Source organism: Streptococcus cuniculipharyngis (genome assembly GCF_007859195.1).
GTDB classification, from domain to species: domain Bacteria; phylum Bacillota; class Bacilli; order Lactobacillales; family Streptococcaceae; genus Streptococcus; species Streptococcus cuniculipharyngis.
Window position 1 is genome coordinate 144,731 of the sequence record NZ_VOHL01000001.1, and the last position, 20,725, is coordinate 165,455.

At 38.8% G+C, this 20,725-nt stretch carries 26 protein-coding genes and 5 pseudogenes; 30 read left to right on the forward strand and 1 reads right to left on the reverse strand.

Annotated features, from left to right (window positions below; translation table 11 throughout):
* Positions 1-5 precede the first annotated feature (5 nt).
* The 21 genes and pseudogenes from FRX57_RS00725 (at position 6) to FRX57_RS00800 (ending at position 13,270) form a co-directional block, all read left to right on the forward strand.
* Positions 6-373 (forward strand): annotated as a pseudogene (locus FRX57_RS00725) (MobC family plasmid mobilization relaxosome protein).
* Positions 360-2,166 (forward strand): annotated as a pseudogene (locus tag FRX57_RS00730) (SAG1250 family conjugative relaxase); the annotation flags it as partial. The pseudogenes FRX57_RS00725 and FRX57_RS00730, both read left to right, overlap by 14 nt.
* 158 nt (positions 2,167-2,324) lie before the next feature.
* The gene (locus tag FRX57_RS07685) at positions 2,325-3,428 is read left to right on the forward strand and encodes an alpha/beta hydrolase (protein WP_146565686.1); all 1,104 of its coding nucleotides are present in this window, start codon (positions 2,325-2,327) and stop codon (positions 3,426-3,428) included.
* 67 nt (positions 3,429-3,495) lie between these two features.
* The gene (locus FRX57_RS07690) at positions 3,496-3,651 is read left to right on the forward strand and encodes a TMEM175 family protein (RefSeq protein ID WP_246100864.1); all 156 of its coding nucleotides are present in this window, start codon (positions 3,496-3,498) and stop codon (positions 3,649-3,651) included.
* A gap of 9 nt (positions 3,652-3,660) precedes the next feature.
* Entirely contained in the window at positions 3,661-4,065 is a 405-nt protein-coding gene (locus tag FRX57_RS00740) for a hypothetical protein (RefSeq protein WP_246100866.1), read from the forward strand.
* A gap of 109 nt (positions 4,066-4,174) precedes the next feature.
* The gene (locus tag FRX57_RS00745) at positions 4,175-5,038 is read left to right on the forward strand and encodes an aldo/keto reductase (protein ID WP_186600800.1); all 864 of its coding nucleotides are present in this window, start codon (positions 4,175-4,177) and stop codon (positions 5,036-5,038) included.
* A 2-nt stretch (positions 5,039-5,040) separates the two neighbouring features.
* Positions 5,041-5,868 (forward strand): annotated as a pseudogene (locus tag FRX57_RS00750) (aldo/keto reductase).
* A 33-nt stretch (positions 5,869-5,901) separates the two neighbouring features.
* A complete protein-coding gene (locus FRX57_RS00755) occupies positions 5,902-6,231 on the forward strand; it encodes a carboxymuconolactone decarboxylase family protein (RefSeq protein WP_002269968.1) in 330 nt (109 codons plus the stop codon).
* A gap of 3 nt (positions 6,232-6,234) precedes the next feature.
* Positions 6,235-6,663, forward strand: a complete 429-nt coding sequence (locus tag FRX57_RS00760) for a cupin domain-containing protein (protein ID WP_146565689.1) — start codon at positions 6,235-6,237, stop codon at positions 6,661-6,663.
* A gap of 169 nt (positions 6,664-6,832) precedes the next feature.
* On the forward strand, positions 6,833-7,588 hold the full coding sequence (locus FRX57_RS00765; protein WP_146565691.1) for an SDR family NAD(P)-dependent oxidoreductase: 756 nt from the start codon (positions 6,833-6,835) through the stop codon (positions 7,586-7,588).
* Between the two features lie 12 nt (positions 7,589-7,600).
* Positions 7,601-7,834: a hypothetical protein gene (locus FRX57_RS07695; protein WP_246100868.1), complete on the forward strand. Its 234-nt coding sequence runs from the start codon at positions 7,601-7,603 to the stop codon at positions 7,832-7,834.
* A gap of 45 nt (positions 7,835-7,879) precedes the next feature.
* Positions 7,880-8,053 carry a hypothetical protein gene (locus tag FRX57_RS07700; RefSeq protein WP_246100870.1) on the forward strand — a complete coding sequence of 58 codons (174 nt, stop codon included), beginning with the start codon at positions 7,880-7,882 and terminating at the stop codon, positions 8,051-8,053.
* Positions 8,054-8,068: 15 nt separating this feature from the next.
* Entirely contained in the window at positions 8,069-8,446 is a 378-nt protein-coding gene (locus tag FRX57_RS07705; RefSeq protein WP_342782199.1) for an aldo/keto reductase, read from the forward strand.
* A gap of 285 nt (positions 8,447-8,731) precedes the next feature.
* Entirely contained in the window at positions 8,732-9,490 is a 759-nt protein-coding gene (locus tag FRX57_RS00775) for an alpha/beta hydrolase (protein ID WP_281287352.1), read from the forward strand.
* A 122-nt stretch (positions 9,491-9,612) separates the two neighbouring features.
* On the forward strand, positions 9,613-10,473 hold the full coding sequence (locus FRX57_RS00780) for an aldo/keto reductase (protein ID WP_146565696.1): 861 nt from the start codon (positions 9,613-9,615) through the stop codon (positions 10,471-10,473).
* A gap of 21 nt (positions 10,474-10,494) precedes the next feature.
* Positions 10,495-10,653, forward strand: coding sequence for a Rossmann-fold NAD(P)-binding domain-containing protein (locus tag FRX57_RS07710; protein ID WP_246100873.1), 159 nt, complete (start codon positions 10,495-10,497; stop codon positions 10,651-10,653).
* Positions 10,654-10,665: 12 nt separating this feature from the next.
* Positions 10,666-11,133: pseudogene (locus FRX57_RS00785) on the forward strand (NAD(P)H-binding protein); the annotation flags it as partial.
* A gap of 34 nt (positions 11,134-11,167) precedes the next feature.
* The gene (locus FRX57_RS00790; protein WP_146565698.1) at positions 11,168-12,040 is read left to right on the forward strand and encodes an alpha/beta hydrolase; all 873 of its coding nucleotides are present in this window, start codon (positions 11,168-11,170) and stop codon (positions 12,038-12,040) included.
* A gap of 127 nt (positions 12,041-12,167) precedes the next feature.
* Positions 12,168-12,383, forward strand: a complete 216-nt coding sequence (locus FRX57_RS07715) for an NAD(P)H-dependent oxidoreductase (protein ID WP_246100877.1) — start codon at positions 12,168-12,170, stop codon at positions 12,381-12,383.
* A 15-nt stretch (positions 12,384-12,398) separates the two neighbouring features.
* A complete protein-coding gene (locus FRX57_RS07720) occupies positions 12,399-12,581 on the forward strand; it encodes a hypothetical protein (RefSeq protein WP_246100879.1) in 183 nt (60 codons plus the stop codon).
* A 125-nt stretch (positions 12,582-12,706) separates the two neighbouring features.
* A complete protein-coding gene (locus tag FRX57_RS00800; RefSeq protein ID WP_146566672.1) occupies positions 12,707-13,270 on the forward strand; it encodes a TMEM175 family protein in 564 nt (187 codons plus the stop codon).
* Positions 13,271-13,326: 56 nt separating this feature from the next.
* On the opposite strand, the gene FRX57_RS00805 is transcribed toward FRX57_RS00800, so the two are convergent.
* Positions 13,327-14,154 (reverse strand): LysR family transcriptional regulator, encoded by an 828-nt coding sequence (locus FRX57_RS00805; RefSeq protein ID WP_146565700.1) that lies wholly within the window; start codon positions 14,152-14,154, stop codon positions 13,327-13,329.
* Positions 14,155-14,262: 108 nt separating this feature from the next.
* On the opposite strand from FRX57_RS00805, the gene FRX57_RS00810 reads away from it, so the two are divergent.
* From FRX57_RS00810 to FRX57_RS00850, 9 genes and pseudogenes are all read left to right on the forward strand, one after another.
* Positions 14,263-15,123, forward strand: a complete 861-nt coding sequence (locus tag FRX57_RS00810; protein WP_146565702.1) for an aldo/keto reductase — start codon at positions 14,263-14,265, stop codon at positions 15,121-15,123.
* 10 nt (positions 15,124-15,133) lie between these two features.
* Positions 15,134-15,598 carry a hypothetical protein gene (locus tag FRX57_RS07660; protein ID WP_222431059.1) on the forward strand — a complete coding sequence of 155 codons (465 nt, stop codon included), beginning with the start codon at positions 15,134-15,136 and terminating at the stop codon, positions 15,596-15,598.
* Positions 15,599-15,685: 87 nt separating this feature from the next.
* A complete protein-coding gene (locus FRX57_RS07665) occupies positions 15,686-16,015 on the forward strand; it encodes a dienelactone hydrolase family protein (protein WP_222431060.1) in 330 nt (109 codons plus the stop codon).
* A gap of 16 nt (positions 16,016-16,031) precedes the next feature.
* Positions 16,032-16,670 (forward strand): NAD(P)H-binding protein, encoded by a 639-nt coding sequence (locus FRX57_RS00820; protein ID WP_146565705.1) that lies wholly within the window; start codon positions 16,032-16,034, stop codon positions 16,668-16,670.
* A gap of 14 nt (positions 16,671-16,684) precedes the next feature.
* Positions 16,685-17,658 (forward strand): annotated as a pseudogene (locus FRX57_RS00825) (MFS transporter); the annotation flags it as partial.
* Positions 17,659-17,812: 154 nt separating this feature from the next.
* On the forward strand, positions 17,813-18,550 hold the full coding sequence (locus FRX57_RS00830) for a flavodoxin family protein (protein ID WP_146565707.1): 738 nt from the start codon (positions 17,813-17,815) through the stop codon (positions 18,548-18,550).
* A gap of 15 nt (positions 18,551-18,565) precedes the next feature.
* Positions 18,566-19,012 (forward strand): NADPH-dependent FMN reductase family protein, encoded by a 447-nt coding sequence (locus tag FRX57_RS00835; RefSeq protein ID WP_146565709.1) that lies wholly within the window; start codon positions 18,566-18,568, stop codon positions 19,010-19,012.
* A gap of 618 nt (positions 19,013-19,630) precedes the next feature.
* Positions 19,631-19,963, forward strand: a complete 333-nt coding sequence (locus FRX57_RS00845; protein ID WP_146565711.1) for a LytR/AlgR family response regulator transcription factor — start codon at positions 19,631-19,633, stop codon at positions 19,961-19,963.
* Between the two features lie 10 nt (positions 19,964-19,973).
* Complete coding sequence (locus FRX57_RS00850; RefSeq protein WP_146565713.1) at positions 19,974-20,717, forward strand: response regulator transcription factor; 744 nt, start codon at positions 19,974-19,976, stop codon at positions 20,715-20,717.
* Positions 20,718-20,725 lie beyond the last annotated feature (8 nt).

Here is a 20,725-nt window from a genome sequence, read left to right on the forward strand (position 1 = left end):
CTATTATGGAAAATCGTTATCGAACCAATTTGAAAAAGGTGTATCTAAGTGATCAAGAACTAGCTATACTCAACAAAAATCTTGCTCAGAGTCAATGTCCAAACTTTTCTTATTATGCCAGAAAAACCTTACTCGATCCTGGTATGAATTTTATCACAATCGATACAAGAGGGTTTCAAGAGCTGATTTTTGAAATTCGTAGGATTGGAAATAATATAAACCAGATTGCACGTGCGGTAAATCAAAGCCATCTATTAAGTCTTCAACAAGTAAAGGAATTGCTGCTCTGTATACAGCAGAATTGGAAAAACGGCTATTACAAGATTTTGACCTAAAGTGTCAACGATTAAGAGAATTTTATGGTCATCACTAAGCACTATGCCGTTCATGGAAAAAAATACCGACGCCAATTGATTAAGTATATTCTTGACCCGAAGAAGACCAGGAATTTATCGGTGATTTCAGATTTTGGGATGAGTAATTATCTTGATTTTCCTGACTATATGGAACTGGTAAAGATGTATCAAGATAATTTCCTTTCAAATGATCAACTCTATGATTCACGATTTGATAGACAAGAGAGAAAGCAACAGAAAATACATGCTCATCATATTATTCAGTCTTTTTCACCTGAGGATAAATTAAGTCCAGAGGAAATCAATCGCATAGGTTATGAAACAGTAAAAGAGTTGACAGGTGGTCACTATAAATTCATTGTTGCCACTCATGTTGATCAGGACCATTTTCATAATCACATTATTATCAACTCAATTAATATCCAATCTCAAAAAAAGTTGAAGTGGGACTACGCTTTTGAAAGAAAATTACAAATGATTTCGGATAGGATTTCTAAAGTAGCTGGTGCCACAATCATTCCACCTAAACGCTATTCTCATAAGGATTACGAGGTCTATCGCCGTTCTAATCATAAATACGAACTGAAGCAGCGGTTATTTTTTCTCATGGAACATTCAATTGACCTAAATGATTTTATGCGAAAAGCTGAGCAACTAAATGTCAAAATTGATTTCTCTAGGAAACATAGTCGATTTTTCATGACAGATAGAGATATGAAGCAAGTCATCCAAGGGGATAAGCTGAATAAGAGAGAACCCTATTCAAAAGAATTTTTTCAACATTACTTTGCTAAGAGAAAGATTGAACAGATTTTAGAATTTTTGTTGCCAAGATCCAACTCATTTGATGATTTAGTTGAGAAAGCTCGGTTACTGGGAATGGAATTGAAGAGCAAGATTAAAACGATAGATTTTGTTCTTTCTGATGGAAAAAGCTGCATTTCCATACCAAATAAGCCATTAAGTAAGAAAAATCTTTATGACATTGGCTATTTTGATGATTTCTTCAAGGAGCATAATGTAGATGCAACACTTCGTATCAGTGAAGTCAAATTAGAATTTGATGAGTATATGAAAAAGCAGCATACGGGTGTACTGACGGCAGAAAAAATACCCGAAGCTTTTGATACCTACAAAACTAAGAGAAATGCCGTGCATGAATTTGAAATTGAAATTACGGAGGAGCAAATTGAAAAAATTGTGCCAGATGGTCTATTTGTTAAAGTTTGGATGGGTATTGGACAAGAAGGACTAATCTTTATTCCAAATCATCAGTTAAATATCTTAGAGAAGGAAAATAAGAAACAGTATCACTTGTTTATTCGAGAAACAGCTTCTTATTTCATTTATCATAAGGAACATTCAGAAAAAATCAATTTATGAAAGGAAGGGACTTGATTCGTCAACTGACATTTGACAATAAGTCTCTGCCTTATATGAGACGAACAAGTCTGTCTAGTCTTCAACAAAAAATAGAAGAAATCAATTTATTGATGACCTTGCACACTCAAAATAAATCCTAAAAGATGAACTGGTTGAAGAAATTGCACAGCTAGACATTGATTTAACAAACTTACAAGAAAAAAATGCTACCCTAAACAAGATGGCCGAAGTCGTTGTAAACTTACAAAGTGAGAATCAAGACACTAAGCGACTAGCTAAGTATGAGCGCTCAAAGCTAAACTTATCGCAGGAGCTAACGATTGAGCAGGTAGAATCTGAGATTGAAGGTATTCAAAATCAGTTAAATAGTAAAATCAATGAATATGAAAATGCGATGAGGAGGCTTGAAAATATTTTTAACATTCTCAGGAACAGAATAAATATAGTTGATGGAGAAGAACTAAATTTAATGTCGTATTCACGTTCTGAATACTATTATCAAAAATCACTATTTTACCCACGAGTTTTTATCGTTTATACTAAATCATGTCCAAAGGACAAGAAAAAAGATTTAGAGGTATAGAAATGAACTCAAGAAAAATAAAATTGTTTACAACAACAGCGATTGCAACCATTTTGTTAGCTGCTTGCTCAGCAAATTCGACCAGCAATTCGACTACAAGCTCAGCGAATACTGATAGTACTGTACTTCGCATCGCGGATCAAGGAATTTTCTCAGCTGGTGGGACTGTGACAACTTCTGAAGGAACTTTTGACCCAGCTAATCAATGGGAGGAAACCGGTGCCGGTCAGACTTCTCACGTTGACCATGCCAACGTTCTCTATCAAGTTCCAAAGGATGAAACAGAGGCACCAATGATTTTCCTACACGGCTATGGTCAATCTCGTATGGGTTGGCAAACAACTCCAGACGGTCGTGATGGTTGGTCAGATTATTTCTTAAAAGAAGGGCATAGTGTTTATCTCGTTGACCAACCACGTCGTGGTGAAGCAGGACAAACATCCGTTGCAGGAACTATTTCCACAAAAACGCTTGATCAACGTTGGTATACCCAATTCCGTATTGGTCGTTGGGAAAATGGTCAATCTGAAGTGTACGATAATTCACAATTCCCAAATGATGAGGAATCTTTGAATCAATTCTTCCGCCAAATGACCCCAGATACAGGTATGCAGTCAGACATGGGAGCAGATTATGATAATGAAGTGGTTTCTCGTGCTTTGGCAGAAACTATTGACGAGGTCTATGAAAGAACAGGTAAAAAAGCAATTGTAGTGACTCACTCACAAGGTGGAGCAGCAGGATGGACAGCCGCTCGTTATACAGATAATATTGGTGCTATTGTAGCCATTGAACCAGGTGGAGCACCAAGTACAGATAGCAATGAGTTCAAAGCGATTGTTGAGAAAAATATCCCGGTAACCTTCTATTATGGTGACTACATTGATAATGGTGATGCAGACATTCAAGCAACAGGTATGTGGCAAGCAATGCGTCAAACAGCCTATGACTTTGCGGACGCTATTGAGAAAGAAGGTGGCAATGCAAGCGTCGTTGACTTACCTAAAGAAGGTATTGAAGGAAATACTCACTTCATGTTCCAAGATAAGAACAGCGATGAGATTGCAGCTCATATTGAAGATTGGTTGAAAGAAAACGTAGCGTAATCTATGATCGGTGAAGTGATAGGTTCTATTGCTTCACTTTTTTATAGAAAGGGGAGAAGATAAAGAAATGAATAAAGAAAGAATATCCGCATTTGTAGATGCTGTATTGGCTATCATTATGACAATTTTAGTTTTGGAGTTGGAACGACCAAAATCACTAACGGTAGAGGGATTTTGGGCATTGCGAAATAATTTCTTTGCCTACACTATTTCATTTTTCTAGTTAGGCAGTATGCTGATCATCATTCATAATGAATGGCTCTATGTTCAAAAAATATCCAGTAAAACTGTCTGGTGGGTGATGATTCTTCTCTTTGCCTCCTCGTTATTCCCCTATGTGACGGCTATTGTTTCAACTAATTTTACCGATTCGTTAGCACAAGTTGTCTATGGCTTGGTTGTCTTATTCATTACCGTTTCAAACAGAGGGCTTTATCGTTTGTTTTATCAAGATGATTCTAACAATCTTCTCTTAAAACAACGAATTGAAGACATGAAGAAATGGATATTATTTGATACGGTTGGGAAAGTCGTCGGTCTTGTCTTGTCAGCTACTATTTTTCCGCCAGCCATGCTTCTTTCCGTTCTTTTGACTCTGGTAGTTCTTGTGATTCCAAGGCAATTGAAGGAGGATTAGGTTTAGTATAGATAGCAGTATTTAAAAAATGAATACTGCTATTTTTCTTTGCTATTGTACAGCTAAACAAAATAGGACTATAATAAGGTTAGAAAGTGAGATGAATCCTATGAAACACGTTAGTTTGAACAATGGAGTGAAGATGCCAATTCTTGGCTTTGGTGTTTTCCAAATTCCTGCCAGTGAAACCAAGCAGGCCGTACTTGATGCTATTAAGGTTGGCTATCGTCATTTTGATACGGCTCAGTCTTATGCCAATGAAAAAGAAGTTAGTGAAGCTATCGCAGAATCAGGTTTGCCAAGGGAAGAATTTTTCATTACTAGCAAAGTTTGGCTAGAGCATTACGGTTATGAGAAAACGAGAAAAGCTGTTCTACATTCATTGGAGGTCATGGGCTTAGATTATCTAGACTTGATGCTCCTTCATCAGCCCTTTTCAGATTACTATGGTTCTTATCGTGCCTTGGAGGATTTGTATAAAGAAGGGAAACTGCGTGCCATTGGTGTCAGTAATTTCTATCCCGATCGTCTGAGTGATCTGGTGGCTTTTAATGAAATCACACCACAGGTCAATCAAGTTGAAATCCATCCGTTTAATCAACAGATTTTCGCACAAGAGAATATGATCAAAAACAATGTTCAGATGGAGTCATGGGCTACTTTTGCAGAAGGTAGAAATGGTATCTTTTCTCATCCGACACTAGTGGCGATTGCGGAAAAATATGGTAAGTCCACAGCTCAAATTATGGTTCGTTGGCAGGTGGAGCGTGGTATCGTCTGCTTGACAAAATCAGTAAAACCAGAGCGTATGGCTGAGAATATTGATGTTTTTGATTTTAACTTAACGGATGAAGATATGACAGCCATTGCAGAACTTGATACAAAAGAAAGTCTGTTTTTCAATCACCAAGATGCTTCAACAGTTGACATGTTCTTGCGTTTGATTGAACAGAGAAAAAATGGAGGAAACTAAAGATGAAAACAATTGCATTAAATGATGGCCACAGTATCCCACTGTTGGATTTGGTGTCTTTCAAGTTCCAAATGATGGTCCTACCAGGCGGTTGCTGAGGCTTTAAAGGCTGGCTACCGTCATATTGACACGGCAGCAGCATACATGAATGAGTCAGATGTGGGCATTGCGCGCGAGGAAATTTTTGTGACCAGTAAGCTTTGGTTGTAAGACTACGGCTACGAGGCAGCCAAAAAAGCGATTCAAACCTCTTTAGATTATCTAGGTTTGGACTACATTGATTTGTACCTCTTGCACCAACCTTATGGGGATGTCCTTGGTGCCTGGCAAGCGCTTGAAGAAGCTAAGGAAAATGGCCTGCTCAAATCTCCATCGGTGTCAGCAATATGACGCCAAAATACTACACAGAATTTGTCTCGCAATTTAAAACCAAACCAGCTGTGAATCAGGTGGAAGCTAATCCCTTCTTCCAGCAAAAAGAACTCCGTCAAGTCATGGCAAAAGATGGTGTTGTTCTGGAAGCTTATTTCCTACTTGGTCATGGAAATCCAACCCTTTTGACCAACCCAACGATTCTTGCCTTGGCTGAAAAGTATGGAAAAAATGCAGGTCAGATTATTCTACGATTTGAAAATCAAGAAGGTTTTGTCGTTTTGCCAAAATCGACTAACCCTGTACGCATTGCCGGAAATATTGATATTTTTGATTTTAAATTAACAGAAAATGCAATGACAGTGCTACGGACACTTGATACAGGAAAAGGTAGTCATGACCCCGAAACACCTGGCTTGGGTAAACGTCTTATGGCAGCCTACAAAATCCATGATTAAACAATAAGGAAGAAATATGAAAGGAATAGAAAAATGACTATTAAACAGACTGCTGGGCGTGATATTCTAGGGGACTTTGCGCCAGAATTTGCTCATTTTAATGATGATATTCTGTTTGGAGAAAACTGGAATAACCCAGCTATTGATTTAAAGACACGTAGTATGATTACAGTTGTGGCCTTGATGGCTCAGGGAATTACAGACAGTTCACTAGAGCATCACCTTCAAAATGCTAAAAATAATGGTGTCACAAAAGAAGAGATTGTGGCTGTTATCACCCACGTCGCATTTTATGCGGGCTGGCCAAAGGCTTGGGCAGTCTTTCGTCTGGCAAAAGGCATTTGGACAGAAGAGGAGAAATAAAATATGTCAGATAAAGTAAGCTTTGATGAAGAAAACATCTTTGGACAAGGGCAGGAAAATGTGACCTTTGCACAGTATTTTGATGGAAAGTCTTTTCTCAATCCGCTTGTTGATGACCAGTCGCCACTCTTTCTGGCCAATGTCACCTTTGAGCCTGCTTGTCGCAATCATTGGCATATTCACCGAGCAGACAAAGGCGGTGGGCAAATCTTGATTTGTACTGCCGGCCAAGGATGGTATCAAGAAGAAGGAAAAGCAGCAGTCAGTCTTGAGCCTGGAAAGGTGATTGTTATTCCAGCCAATGTCAAACATTGGCACGGTGCCAAAGGTGATTCCTGGTTTTCACATATTGCCTTAGAAGTTCCGGGGGACAATACCAAAACAGAGTGGTTGGAGCCTGTGTCAGAAGAGGATTACTTAGCACTAAGTTAATAACTTTATATTCTCAGAGTCAGTTAGACAAGGGTCAACTGACTTTTTTGATGACTTAATTTGAAATTTGACTATTCATTTTTGAATACTAGTATAGATTTTTGGTATTTTTCAAACCGCTATTTTAGGGCTATACTACTACTATTATCAAAAGAAAGTGAGAACGAATATGACTCAATTATTTACAAATAAAGTTGCCTTAGTAACAGGTGGCGGATCAGGAATCGGTCGTGCCATTGCAGAAAGTTATGCTAAAGAAGGGGCCAAGGTTATCATTGTTGGCCGTCGTGAAGCAGTCTTGAAAGAAGTTTCTGAAGCTAATGAAGCAATTAGTTATGTCGTAGCAGATATTACTAATTCAGCAGACGTGACTAAAATCGCAGAAACAATTCAATCAGACTTTAATGGTCAGTTGGATATTTTAGTTAATAATGCTGGTTGGGCACCTGTTACACCACTTAAAGAGTTGACAATGGTAGATTATGATCGTGCCTTTGCTCTTGATGTGCGGGCTTTGTTGGATGTCACGATTCAAACATTACCGTTTATTCTTGCCTCTAAGGGAAATATTATCAACCTCTCAACGGTTGGTGCTCAGCACCGCGGACCAAATATGTCTATGTATCTCGGTGCCAAGGCAGCTGTTGAAAACTTTACACGTGTCTGGGCCATGGAATTGGCGGATGACGGTGTTCGTGTTAATGCCATTGCACCAGGGGCGATTCGTACAGATATTTGGAATTTGACAGATTTATCAGCTGAGGAAGCACAGGCACATGAGCAGGCTATTTCTCAACTAATCCCAATGCACCGATTTGGACGTCCCGAAGAAGTTGCAAGTCTGGCAGTTTTTCTAGGTTCCGAACAAGCCTCATTTGTGACAGGAGCTATTTATGGCGTTGATGGTGGACAAGGGGCAAGTTAAAATGGAAAAACGATGAAGAATAAGAATTTACTTATAGAATTAGTTACACTAGTATCAATTATCACATTAGCTGCCTGTGGTCAACAATCTTCACAAACATCAGAAACACCTGCTCAGACGACCGTAGCTTCTGTTGCTGATGAAGATAAACCATCCATTGTTAGCAATGTCCAATCGGTGGCCGGTGTACCACTTTTGACATTAAATAATGGTACGGAGTTGCCTCAGTTAGGACTGGGGACATAAATTCAATCTCTTGAACAGGATTCGAGTGCTACTGGTCGGAAATTATTGAACGATACGACAAGAGAGTCTGTTGTAGCAGCTTTGCAATCAGATTATCGCCATTTAGATACTGCCCATGGCTACTACAATGAAAAAGGCGTGGGGCAGGCTATTGGTATTAGTAATTTTGATAATGAACCAGAAATTTTTGAAGATATTATGGAGAATGCGGAAATTTAACCTCAAGCACTCCAAATTGAAATGCATCCCTTTGCACAACGATTGGAAACACGCACATTGGCTGAAGAAAATGATATTCAGGTGGAAGCGTGGTATCCACTTGAACACGCAGACCCTGAATTATTAGAAAATGAAGTACTGGTAGAAATTGCTGAAAATCATAATAAGACTGTTCCGCAGACTATCCTTCGTTGGTTTATGCCAGAAGGCATCGCGACTGTCCCAGGCTCTACCAACCCAGAACATATTGCTGAAAACATTGATATCTTTGATTTTGAATTGTCAGATGACGAGATAGAGCAGATACGTGATTTAGACAAAGGTGAGGCAGGTCGTTATTTTAATCTTGATTATGATATCATGGGTGGATTCTTTGGTAATTTGGATGAATAAACTAAGACCAATAGTTACTTACTAATGTAGTTTACATGAGGAAATGGAATGAAACATAAAAAAATTATAGTGGTTCTTAGTCTATTATTCCTTCTATTAGCGGGAACTAGTTGGATTTATTTACAAGCGAGATAAGAGACAATGTAGACACCTGCCAATAATTCAAGTAATCGAATGCAAGAAACGCAAGATGTTCCTCCGTCCTATTTGTAGGAGGTAGAAAATGGCGGAACAATTGAAGAGGTTACTTATAATAGCAAAGATTATGCAGATGCTAATCAAGATATTGAAAAAGTAGCCTATGTTTATCTTCCTCCAGGGTATGATGTGGACGATGAATCAGCTTCCTACAATATTTTGTATCTGATACATGGCTGGAGGATGACTGCTGAAGATTTTTTCCAATATTCTGATTTGAAAAATATTTTAGACCATATGATTGAAAATGGTGATATAGAGCCTTTGATTGTGGTGACACTAACCTTTGATGCAGAAAATGCTCCCCAAGATTTCAGTCGTTCGGAAGCAGAAATTCGGAACTTCTATCATGATTTTCGGAATGATTTAGCTCCTTACATCGAAGAACGTTATCATACCTATGCAAGGAGTGGCGATGTAGCTGATTTACAAGCTAGTCGTAATCATCGGGCTTTTGTAGGTTTTTCGGGAGGATCTGTGACGACCTGGTCACAATTCCAGCACAATTTGGACTTAATAAAATACTTTGGACCAATGAGTGGTGATAGTTGGGAAGTTGAGGTTTATGGTGGACGAGATAATAGTCAAGCTACGGTCGATTTATTTGAACAAGTAGTGACAGAAGGCGGCTACGATATATCTGATTATCAGATTTACGCAGCAACTGGTACAGAAGACTTCGCTCAGGATTTAATTGTGACACAGGTGGAAGAAATGTGGACACGCCAGTCATTTGATCAAGGAAATCTGACACTTAACATTAGTACAGGCTCCAGTCATGACTTGATAGCAGTTCAAGAATATCTATACAATATGCTTCCAACATTTTTTGAAAAGACAAATTGAAGGAGGAATACTCAATGAGTTTTCAGTATTCAAAAAATGAATACTAGAATGAAAAATCAGTATTGTTCTATTTAATAAACTAGGAGTATAATAGACTCATAAATAAGAAAGAGGTAAATAAGATGACACAAACAATTACACTAAACGACGGAAATAAAATCCCTGCTATTGGTTTTGGAGTTTTTCAAATTCCAGCAGATGGTTCAACCTATACAGCAGTAAAAGAAGCCTTGGAAGTTGGCTACCGTCATATCGATACGGCTCAAGCCTATTTCAATGAGAAAGAAGTTGGGCAGGCTATCAAGGATTCAGGTATTCCACGTGAAGAAATCTTTGTAACCAGTAAACTCTGGATTCAGGATTTTGCCTATGAGACTGCTAAGTCAACGATTGATGCGACTTTAGAGAAAATGGGACTTGACTATCTTGACCTCTATCTACTTCATCAACCTTACGGGGAAGTGGAGCAGGCTTGGAAAGCTCTTGAAGAAGCCAAAGCTGCTGGTAAAATTAAATCCATCGGTGTTTCAAACTTCACTCCAACTTTCTGGAAACAATTTGTTCCAAATTTTGCAACTATCCCAGCTGTCAACCAAGTTGAGTTCAACCCATACTTCCAACAAAAAGAATTGCGTGAATTACTTGCAGAAGACCAAGTGACCATTGAAGCTTGGGCACCACTCGGACAAGGAAACAAAGAACTCTTTGAAGAGCCAATTATTACAGAATTGGCAAGTAAATACGGTAAAGATGTGGGTCAAATTATCCTGCGTTTTGAAAATCAAGAAGGAATCGTTGCCTTGCCAAAATCAACTAAAAAGAGCCGCATGGCATCTAACAAAGACATTTTTGACTTTGAGTTGACAGTTGAAGAAATGGCTGCCCTTCGTGCTCTTGATAAAGGAAAAGGTTCACATGATCCAGATGCGCCAGGTGTGGGTGAGTATCTTTTGACCGCTTACGATATTCATGCCAATGACTAGTCGGTTACTTAGGTAGATGTGATGAAAAAAGTATTGATCTTAGGGGCTGCTGGCCAAATTGCTGGTATGGTTACCAATTGTTTGCTCGATCAAACAGATTATGAATTGGTTTTTTATGCCAGACAAGCAACTGCTCACCTTGCCCATCTTGAATCAGAACGCATTAGTCTCATTTATTGAGATTTTAATGACAAGGCCCAATTATTGAAGGCTTTAGATGGAGTAGACGCTGTCTATTTCAACTATGTTTCAGGACCAGATGTTTTACAGACGGCACTAGATGCCATTCAAAAATCCGGTGTTAAGTGTCTGATTGCTGTCAGTGTCCCTGATATTTATCAAGAGATTACTGGTCCTTTTCAAAAATGGTATCGGCAAAACACTGGTATCATGTGGACCTCACCTGTCCGAGATTTTGCAGATAGGATAGAAGCAAGTAGCTTGGATTATGTTATTCTTCGTATTACTTGGCTCTATAATAAAGGGTTAGTTCCTTTAGAAATAACTCGAAAAGGTGAACCCTTTACTTCCGCTCAGGTATCAAGACAATCGGTAGCGCAATTTGTGGTTGACTTGCTCACTGGTAAAGAAAATTATCATCGCGAAAGTTTGGGATTAGGTGAAGCAGGAACTGCTTTTACTAAGCCTAGCTTTTACTAAGCAACTACCCCATTAAAGAAAGAGAGAACTGATAATGCAAACACAAAATGTTGTTTTTTTGAACAAAGAATTAAACCTCCACCTCGCAGGTATCCTTCGCTTGCCTGCAAACTTCGATTTGAATAATAATTATCCAGCAGTAGTTGTAACAGGTCCAATGCTTTCCGTAAAAGAACAAGCTCAAGCCATTTATGCCGATGCACTTACAGAAGCTGGTTATGTGACCTTGGTATTTGATGGCGCTTATTTTGGCGAAAGTCAAGGTTTCCCACGCCAGCAAGAGCTTCCTGATGTTAAACAATCAGATATCGAAGGAGCGATAGACTTTCTCGAGAGCCTTCCTTATGTCGATAAGAACCGCATTGGCGGTTTAGGTATGTGTGGTTCAGGTTCTTATATGTCAGTAGCCGGTGTGAAAGATAGCCGTTTGAAAGCTATTACCGCCGTAGTACCGGCGATTTCTGATATCTCAACCTCACCAATGACAAATTTCTTCATGCCGGAAGAAGAAGTCAAAGCAGCCAAAGATGCATATGAAAATGGAACAGGTAGTTTGGTTACACTTAATTTCCAACCTCGTGCTTTTGAAGAAGGTGCACAGTACTATTATTCAGCTCGTGGAAATCGTGCTCGTTGGAGCAATCAAGTTGTAGCTTGGAGTCAATTAGAGCTGATCAATTACAATGTGACCAATATCATGAAAGATATGACTAAGCCATATTTGGTTGTCACCGCTGAAAATGCATGGAGCCAGCCTGCTTCTCGTGAAATCTTTGATGCCGCTAAAAGTGAGATAAAAGAATGGGTTGTGGTCCCTGAAGCCAGTCACTTTGATATGTATGACCTTCATCCATTTGTAGACCTAGCTTTTGATGCTATTTTGCCATTCTTTGAAAAAAATCTATAAAGTGGCAACGGTAGAACTACTTGCTAGATTAATCGGCAAATCGTTCCAAGAAAAAAGACATGATACTCTGCGATTATTTACTTTGTAGAATAGTGCAGAGTATTTTTTATAAGAGGAGAATAAGATTATGAAAATTTTATTTATCAATGGCAGTCCAAATAAAAATGGGAAGACCGTCACTCTAGCACAAAAATTGCTTAAAAACCAAGAGTATGAAATCCTTCATTTGGTAGATTATAAATTATACGCCTACGGTCAGGATTTTTCTGATGACCAGTTTAATGAAGTTATCCAGAAAGTCTTTACTGCGGATACTCTGGTCATTGGCTCCCCAGTTTATTGACACAGTATCAATGGCTTGATCCGCAACTTTTTGGATCGTCAATATGGTGTGGTGGAAGATGAGCTGGTTGGCAAGAAACTGTATTTTATTTTTCAAGGCTCTGCGCCAACACAAGAAGTGCTAGAAATGGGGGAATATACCATGCGTCGTTATGCTGGGCTTTATGGATTAGATTATCTAGGAATGGTGAATCAATAAGAAGATAGTCCTCTTTGGTTCAACATTAGCAATTTATGGTATAATAGACGGGGTATTTTATGACACAAAAATAATGAACTTCATGAAATGAGGAGTAAACAGAAAGGATTGTTATACAAATGTTAATGTCAAAAGAGCGATTAATTGCTTTTACAGATGCCGTCTTGGCGATTATCATGACGATTTTAGTCTTGGAATTGGAACGGCCAGATCAGATTAGTTGGCAAGCCCTGTGGGACTTGCGGACTAATTTTTTTGCCTACACTATTTCCTTTTTTTGGTTGGGAACCATGTGGGTTAATCTGCATCGTAGTTGGGATGTGGTTGATAAAATCAACACCAATTTGGTATGGAGTTCGATTGTCCTACTCTTCTTTTCATCCTTTTTCCCCTACACCACAGCCTTGGTTTCAGCTGATTTTAATAACCCAGTTGCTCAAACCTTCTATGGTGTTATTGTCCTTCTGGTAACAGCTTCTAATGTTTGGATGTATCATGAATTACGTCAGATAAATTCTAAAGCCGTTGGAGCAAGTCATTTTAATATTCTAAACAGTGCTGGAATAGTGGATATTGCCATAAAATTAATAGGCCTAGTCTTGACCTTGACGGTCTTTCCTTCTGCCATGATGTGGGCGGTACTTTTTACAGCAGTCGTAATTGTCTTGCCAAGAGCGATTCGGCAGTAATCCTTATCAAATAAAGAAAAGTATGGTTCAAATTCGAACCATACTTTTCTTTATGACTAAGTAAGTTGCATCAGTACACTTTTGTTCTTTTTTAATGTTGAAATGTAGAAAGTTTTTGTCGCTTGCTCATCGATGATAGGGACATGCACACGTTGATTTGGATTTTCAGAAGCAGCTTGGGTGATATTGGTTGAAAAGCTTGGCAAGGCCGAGGCAGAAATCAATTCGTTAAAGGCGTCCCAATCTGTCTGGACAATGAACTTTGTTTGGCTCAGTTGATCTACAAGTGGTTGCCAGATTCCCAAATCTGACCGCAAGAGCATGGTTAGGTTTGACAAATCATCCAAAGTAATTTCCTCACGCATAGCATAGGGATGGGCAGGTGGAACTGAAATATAGAGTTGTTCTTTGAAGAAACCTGTTGTCAGCACATCTTCATGCTCAATTGGAAAGTCTGTCACGATGAATTGGAATTTCTGATCAAGTAATGCTTCCAGGAGAGAATCATTATCGTGCAACTCGACAAGGACTTCTTGTTCTGAGTCATGCTCTGCCAACCGATTCCTCACTTCCCATTCAACACCAGGAGCTGAGATGCCGCCAAATAAAGTTGTGGCTTGGAGAGAAAAACGTTGGATATTTCTCAGAAATTGCTGCTCATAGTTGAGCAAGGCTTCTGCTTGTTGAACAGTATATTCTCCAGTTGCTGTTAAGGAAAGCTTGTTTTTGCTTCGTTGGAAAAGCTGGATGCCTAAGTCGTCTTCTAACTGACGCATATTACGGGTCAAAGATGGCTGTGAAATCAGCAAAACCTCAGCTGCGCCTGATAGTGTCCCTTCTTTAGCGACCGTAATCAATTGTTCTAGGTGTTGCAAATTAATCATAGTTTCTCCTTTGTGACTATTCATTTTATGAATACTAGTCTAACCAATTGCTATTGTACTATTTTTTTAAGACCTTGTAAAATAGAGACATCAAGTGGAGGTGGTTGTATGAATACGATCAGATTAAATAATGGGATTGAGATGCCACAGGTTGGGATGGGCTTGTTTCAGCTGAAAGGTGATGAGACTCAAACCTATATCAAACAGGCGATTGAGGCTGGCTATCGGCTGTTTGATACGGCTAGTATCTATGGCAATGAAGCCGATCTAAGAAAAGCCGTCAAAGAGTCGGGAATAGATAGAGAAGAGTTTTTTATTTCCAGCAAGGTCTGGATTCATTCGGATGGCTATGAAGCGACGATGAAAGAGTTTGAAACGAGTCTAAATCGCTTGGGAACAGATTACATTGACCTGTATTTGATTCATCAACCGATGGGGGATGTTTATGGATCTTGGCGTGCCTTAGAGGAGCTTTATACTCAAGGGAAAATTAAGGCTATTGGCGTATCGAATTTTTCTGAAGATCGCTTGCTTGATTTTATTTTGAACATTAATATTGTGCCTGCGGTGAACCAAATTGAGCTTCATCCTTTCTTCCATCAAACATCCCTAAGGAAACTGATGAAGGATTACGGGATTCAGGTTCAGGCTTGGGGCCCGCTTTGTGAGGGGATGAAAAATATCTTTCAGCATCCAGTATTAGAAAATATCGCAAAAAAACATCAGAAATCCATTGCTCAAATTACTTTAAAGTGGAGTGTGCAGATGGGCAATAGCGTCATCCCCAAATCAACAAATCCCGTACATTTGGAAGAAAATATAGCCCTTTGGGATTTTGAATTGGACCAAGAAGACTTAGACCAAATCAAACAGCTGGACATTGGTTACAGTGAAATTATTGACCATAAAAATCTGGCCGTTGTAAAAGGGTTGAACCTGTGTTTAGGGAGTAAGAAGACTCCTGTCTAAAGGAGGAATTATGGTATTTACAAAAGATACAAAAATTAGAGAAATTACCCAACATCATAGTTTTAAAGGATTTGGTCACTTATTATTTCCGCTTCAGCTGACTTTTCATCCTGAGGAGACTGTCCAAGATGTGACTGATTCAAACCATTATATCTGGTACTCAAACTTGAAAACTGAGACCAGTTTAGAGGTTTTGAACAACTTACTTGAGCGTGCTCAAAAAAATGAACAAATCTTTTTCCCCATTTATGATGAGGACGAGATGGTGAAGGATCCAAGTAAGAGAGAAACAGGGCTATTTTACTTCAAAGGGAAGGAATATGAGAAATTTGCCCTTATCAATGCAGGCGGCGGTTTTCATTATGTTGCTGCCTTGCACGACAGTTTCCCACAAGCCTTGGCCTTAAGCCAAAGAGGCTACAATGCCTTTGCTCTGATCTATCGCCCCAAGAAGGCCTATGAAGATTTGGCATGAGCCTTAGATTATCTTTACAACCATGCTAGTGAGTTGAAGATTTCTCCTGACCAGTATTCACTTTGGGGTGGTTCTGCTGGAGCTAGGATGGCTATTCACTTAGGGAATAAAAAAGAATTACGATGTCTATCAAAGACTACCATTGGTCCAGCCAGCATGATTGTTAGTCAATATACGGGTTATTCATCTGTTTCTAGAGATGATGCACCGACCTATGCCAATTGTGGGACTAACGACTGGATTGCAAACTGGCAGGTGATGGAAAATCGACTGAAGAACTTGAAAAAGCTTGGGATTGACAGCCAGTTTCACGTCTATAAAGGGTTGAGGCATGTTTTTGGTATTGGAAAAGACACAGTAGCTGAAGGATGGATAGATGACGCCATTTCCTTCTGGGAAAAACAAATCAACAAATAGAAATTGGAGAAAAACAATGAGATTAGTAATTATTGGTGCAGCAGGACAAATTCCGGGATTTCTTATCCCACGGGTATTAGAAGAAACCGATTTTAAATTGACACTAGCGGGACGAAAGGTCAGTCAACGTTTGTCTTATCAAGATGACCGCATTCGCTATGTGGATGGGGATATGTCCCGTCTTGATAATGTCCGACAGGCTTTAGAGGATGCAGATGTTGTCTTTGTCAATGAAGCATCGCCAACCTTGTTAGAGCCAACCATTGCCGTCATGAAGGAAAAGGGAATCAGACGCCTCATTGTAGCAGGGGTTCTCGGTGTGTATGATGAGGTCGTCGGAGACTTTGGTCGATGGAATGAAGCCATGATTGGTGCTTATTCTCCAACAAATAATCGGGTCATCGGTGCTAAGTTAGTGGATGAGTCAGGTTTGGATTATACCTACCTTCGTATGACTTGGCTCTATAATCAGGAAGGCAATCGAGCCTATAAATTGATTCCGCAGGGGGAACCTTATAAAGGAGCGCAAGTCACGCGCCAAGCAGTTGCCCAATATGTTATGGACCTATTGCAAGATCCAAGTCGTGACCTAGGTGTGAGTGTTGGAATTGTAGAGCCAGGAAGTGAAACTTTAGCGAAACCAGTTTTCTACTAAGAAAGTGTGAGTATATGAAAAAAGAATCATTTGGGATCATCTTACCCCTTACCCTCTTAGCTTATTTTTTGATTTTAATGGATAATTCCATTATTTTTACCAGTTCTGTTCAGATTGGGGAGAGTTTAAACTTAACAGATACCAGTCTAGCTTGGGTGTCAAATGCCTATACGCTTACCTTTGGTGGTTTTTTGCTCCTTTCTGGTCGCTTGTCTGATTTGTTGGGTCGTAAGCGAATTTTTCAAATCGGTTTAGCGATTTTTGGCTTGAGTTCCTTGGCGATTGGACTTGCCCAAAATGCTTCTATGATGATTTTGGCACGTGCTATTCAAGGGATTGGAAGTTCTATTATTGCGCCAACAACCCTTGCTTTGATGATGGATACCTATACTGGAGATATGCGAACAAAAGCTATTTCCTACTATGGTGCGACAGCTGGAATTGGATCAAGTGTCGGTCTTTTGATCGGTAGTGGTTTGACTAGTTTTGTATCGTGGCGAGCAGGCTTTCTGATTAATGTTCCATTGATCCTACTCTTGATGTATCTAACCCATCGTCATGTAGTTGCTAAGGCTGGCCACAAAGAAAAAATTGATTATTTGGGAAGTTTCTGGTCCGTTGCTGGCTTAGCTTGATTTATGGTTTAGATGGTGAGATTTACCCCCTTGCCTTTGTTATCGCTGATTTTCTTATTTTGCTTGGCTTTTATTTCTATGAAAAAGGGCAAACGCATCCTCTTATGCCGTTAGCTCTGTTTAAAAACAAGGTCCGTTTTGGTGCCTATCTTGTCAGAACCTTGTTCATGATGGCCATGTTGCCCTACTGGTTCTTATTGCCACAAGTATTACAAGCTAATTATGGTTCTTCAGCCTTGGAATCTGGCTTTGCTTTTCTTCCCTTAACCATTACAACCTTCCTGACTGCTCTTCAACTACCCAAACTGACCAAGCGTTTTGGGAACAATCGAATTTTATTTGTCGGCGAGATTGCCTTTTGGTGGACCAATTGGCTTATCTGTTATTATGGCTATGACATCGAATTTCTATGTCAGTCTTGGTTGGATGGCAGGTTTTAGCCTAGTCGCTTTGCTTTTTGTCCTTATCTTTATTTATCAATTTGGAAAAAATCCCTAGGAGGTGTCTATGAGAAAAAGCTTTATTTTATTGGTAAGTGTCCTAGTCTTAGCTGCTTGCGCCGTTCAAAATAACAAGACTACAAGTAGTAGTTTATCAACCTCATCTTCATCTGTTCTTCCAAGCGGGAAAATGGACCAAAGTCGGATTGCAGCACCGCAAGTTGGTCTCTCAGATGAAGAGTGGAATAATAGTCGTGGGACAGTCTCGGATGGAGAAGATACCAATTCTGAGCAAGAGCCGACTCGAATCTTGTCTGAAGACGCCGATAGTCTGATTGTCTATTTTTCACGGTCAGGCTCTACTGAGTTCAAGATTCAGGCACTTTCTGGTGCAGATGTGATTGAATTGGTTGCCAAAGAAACGTATAGTTCTGATTATGGTGAAACGGTACAACGGGCCAATCAGGAACGAAATCTCGAAAACACTCCTGAATTGGACGTAGAGATGCCAGATTTATCTCAATATCAATCCATCTATATCGGATATCCCATTTGGGGCATGACCATGGCAGAGCCTGTTGCAACCTTTATCGAGATCTATGCTAAAGAACTTGATGGAAAAACGATTATTCCATTTTCAACAAATGGCGGCTATGGATTAGGTTCAAGCATTGATTATATCGAAACTGTCTTGGCTGAAAACCAGGTTACCGCTCGTATCGAGCCTGCTTTTGCAGTCGAAGGAAATAAGGTCGATCAAGCTGATTCAGACTTGATGACGTGGTATGATAACTTAAACAAATAGCAAGAGGAAACTGTTATGAAAAGACGACAGATGATTTTTGGAATTGGAGTGGTAGCTATTTTAGCCGCCCTATTTACATGGAACTTCTCAAGAGGTCGGCAATCAACATCGACAAGTCAGAGACAATCAACGACAAGTTCTCAAACGACGACAGCATCAACCAGCCTACAAACCGATAGCGATTTATCAGGTGATAATGATGTGCTGGTTGTTTATTTTTCAAGAACGGAAGGTGTTTGGGATGGACCGCTGGAAATTGGTCACACCAAGGTTATTGCGGATTACATAACCAATGCAACTAATGCAGACCAGTACGAAATTATCCCAGCAGTTGCTTATCCTGAGGAGTATGAGGCAACCGCTGATCAGGCGCGTGAAGAACAAGAGGCAGATGCACGACCAGAAAGAACTCTATCAAGTAATGTGAGACTGTTATTTATATTAGACGGCTTATCTGATTAGTAGAAAGAAAATATTTTAAAATTTCTAATCAGATTTATTTGTATGATAGATAGCTTTCATGTAAAGATGAATTTGTTCTCGAATAAAAGTTAGCGATTTATTTTTAGTTGTGTCAATGATACCGAATATCCGATAGTGATTTTTGTAAAGTTTATCATAATCAATATGACTACCGATAATGATAATATTTGCAGATTGAGAATAGGTTCGTATATTTTCTAAGTAGTGGAACATTTTTTCTGGTGTTAAAAATCTTGATTGTATGATAAAATAAGTAGTAAAAGTGTATGTTTTATACGAACGATAAGAGTTAATGAATCTTACTTTTTGATGGATATGGTGGGTTAATGTGTATTTTTTAATGATAGTGGTGACCAAAACACTTAAAAAAGAATAGGGAAAGATTATAATCATAGTTGTCCTTTCTGTTCTGATAATCTTTGAAATTTATTCTATCACTTATGATTGATTAGATAGTATTGAATCTTGAATGGTCATTTAACTTGCCTAAACAGTCAAAAAATACCGTTTAAGATGTTTGAGTGACCGTTTAGGATTTGATTGGAATAACCTATTTCCTTCATGATATAGTTTTAGATATTAGGAGGACGTAGTCAAATGAAATTTATGATTATCAAAACAAGACAGGAAACTAAAAAAATACTATTCAAAGATATTTTATATATTATATCTCATCCTAATAAAGCTCACCATGTTCAAATTGTGACCAAGGAAGATGTTTATAGCTGTCCACAGACTCTTAAGAATCTTGAAGAATTATATTCCGAAGATTTGATAAGATGTCATCGTCGTTGCTTGGTTAATATATCAAAAATCTGTTCTGTTAATAGACAAGAAAAAATAATTTTACTCGGAGAAAATGGCGACTATTGTGTAACCTTTTCAAGACGCCGTCATCAAGAGATTCTTCAAAAATGGCTTAGAAAATGAGAGGTATCCAATGAATTTATTTGTCTTGGAAGATGATTTTAGACAACAATCAAGGATAGAAAATGTTCTTTTTAAACTCCTAGAAAAACATAATCTATCTCCTGATAAGTTTGAAATTTTGGGTAAACCTGACCAGTTATTTGATTTGATTGAGGAGCGAGGACAACATCAGCTATTTTTTTTAGATATCGAAATAAAAAAAGAGGAACTTAAAGGATTTCAAGTTGCCAAACAAATTAGACTGATTGATCCTTATGCTACAATTGTTTTTGTGACGACACATTCTGAATTTATGCCTCTATCTTTCCGTTACCAAGTTGCAGCTTTAGACTATATTGATAAAGAGCTTGAGCCAAATGAATTTGAAGTTCGATTAGAGAAAGCCTTACTTTATGTGATGGAGAAAGCTTGTATAACTGTGGCTGAAGATTCATTTTATTTCAAATCAAAGTATGCACAAGTGCAGTGTCCTTTTGAGGAGATTTATTATATTGAAACCTCTTCACGCTCCCATAGAGTAGTTCTCTATACAAAAACAGATCGGTTGGAGTTTACCGCCAATCTAGCAGATATTTTGAAACAGGAAAAAAGACTCTTACAATGTCATCGATCGTTTATCATAAATCCTAAAAATATTATTAAAGTTGATCGACACGCTAAGTTAGTTTATTTTCCAAATGGTAAGACTTGTTTTATTTCTCGTAAAAAACTTGGTCAAGTTTTGAAAGTTATTGAGGAACTACATTTAAATTAGATAGGGAG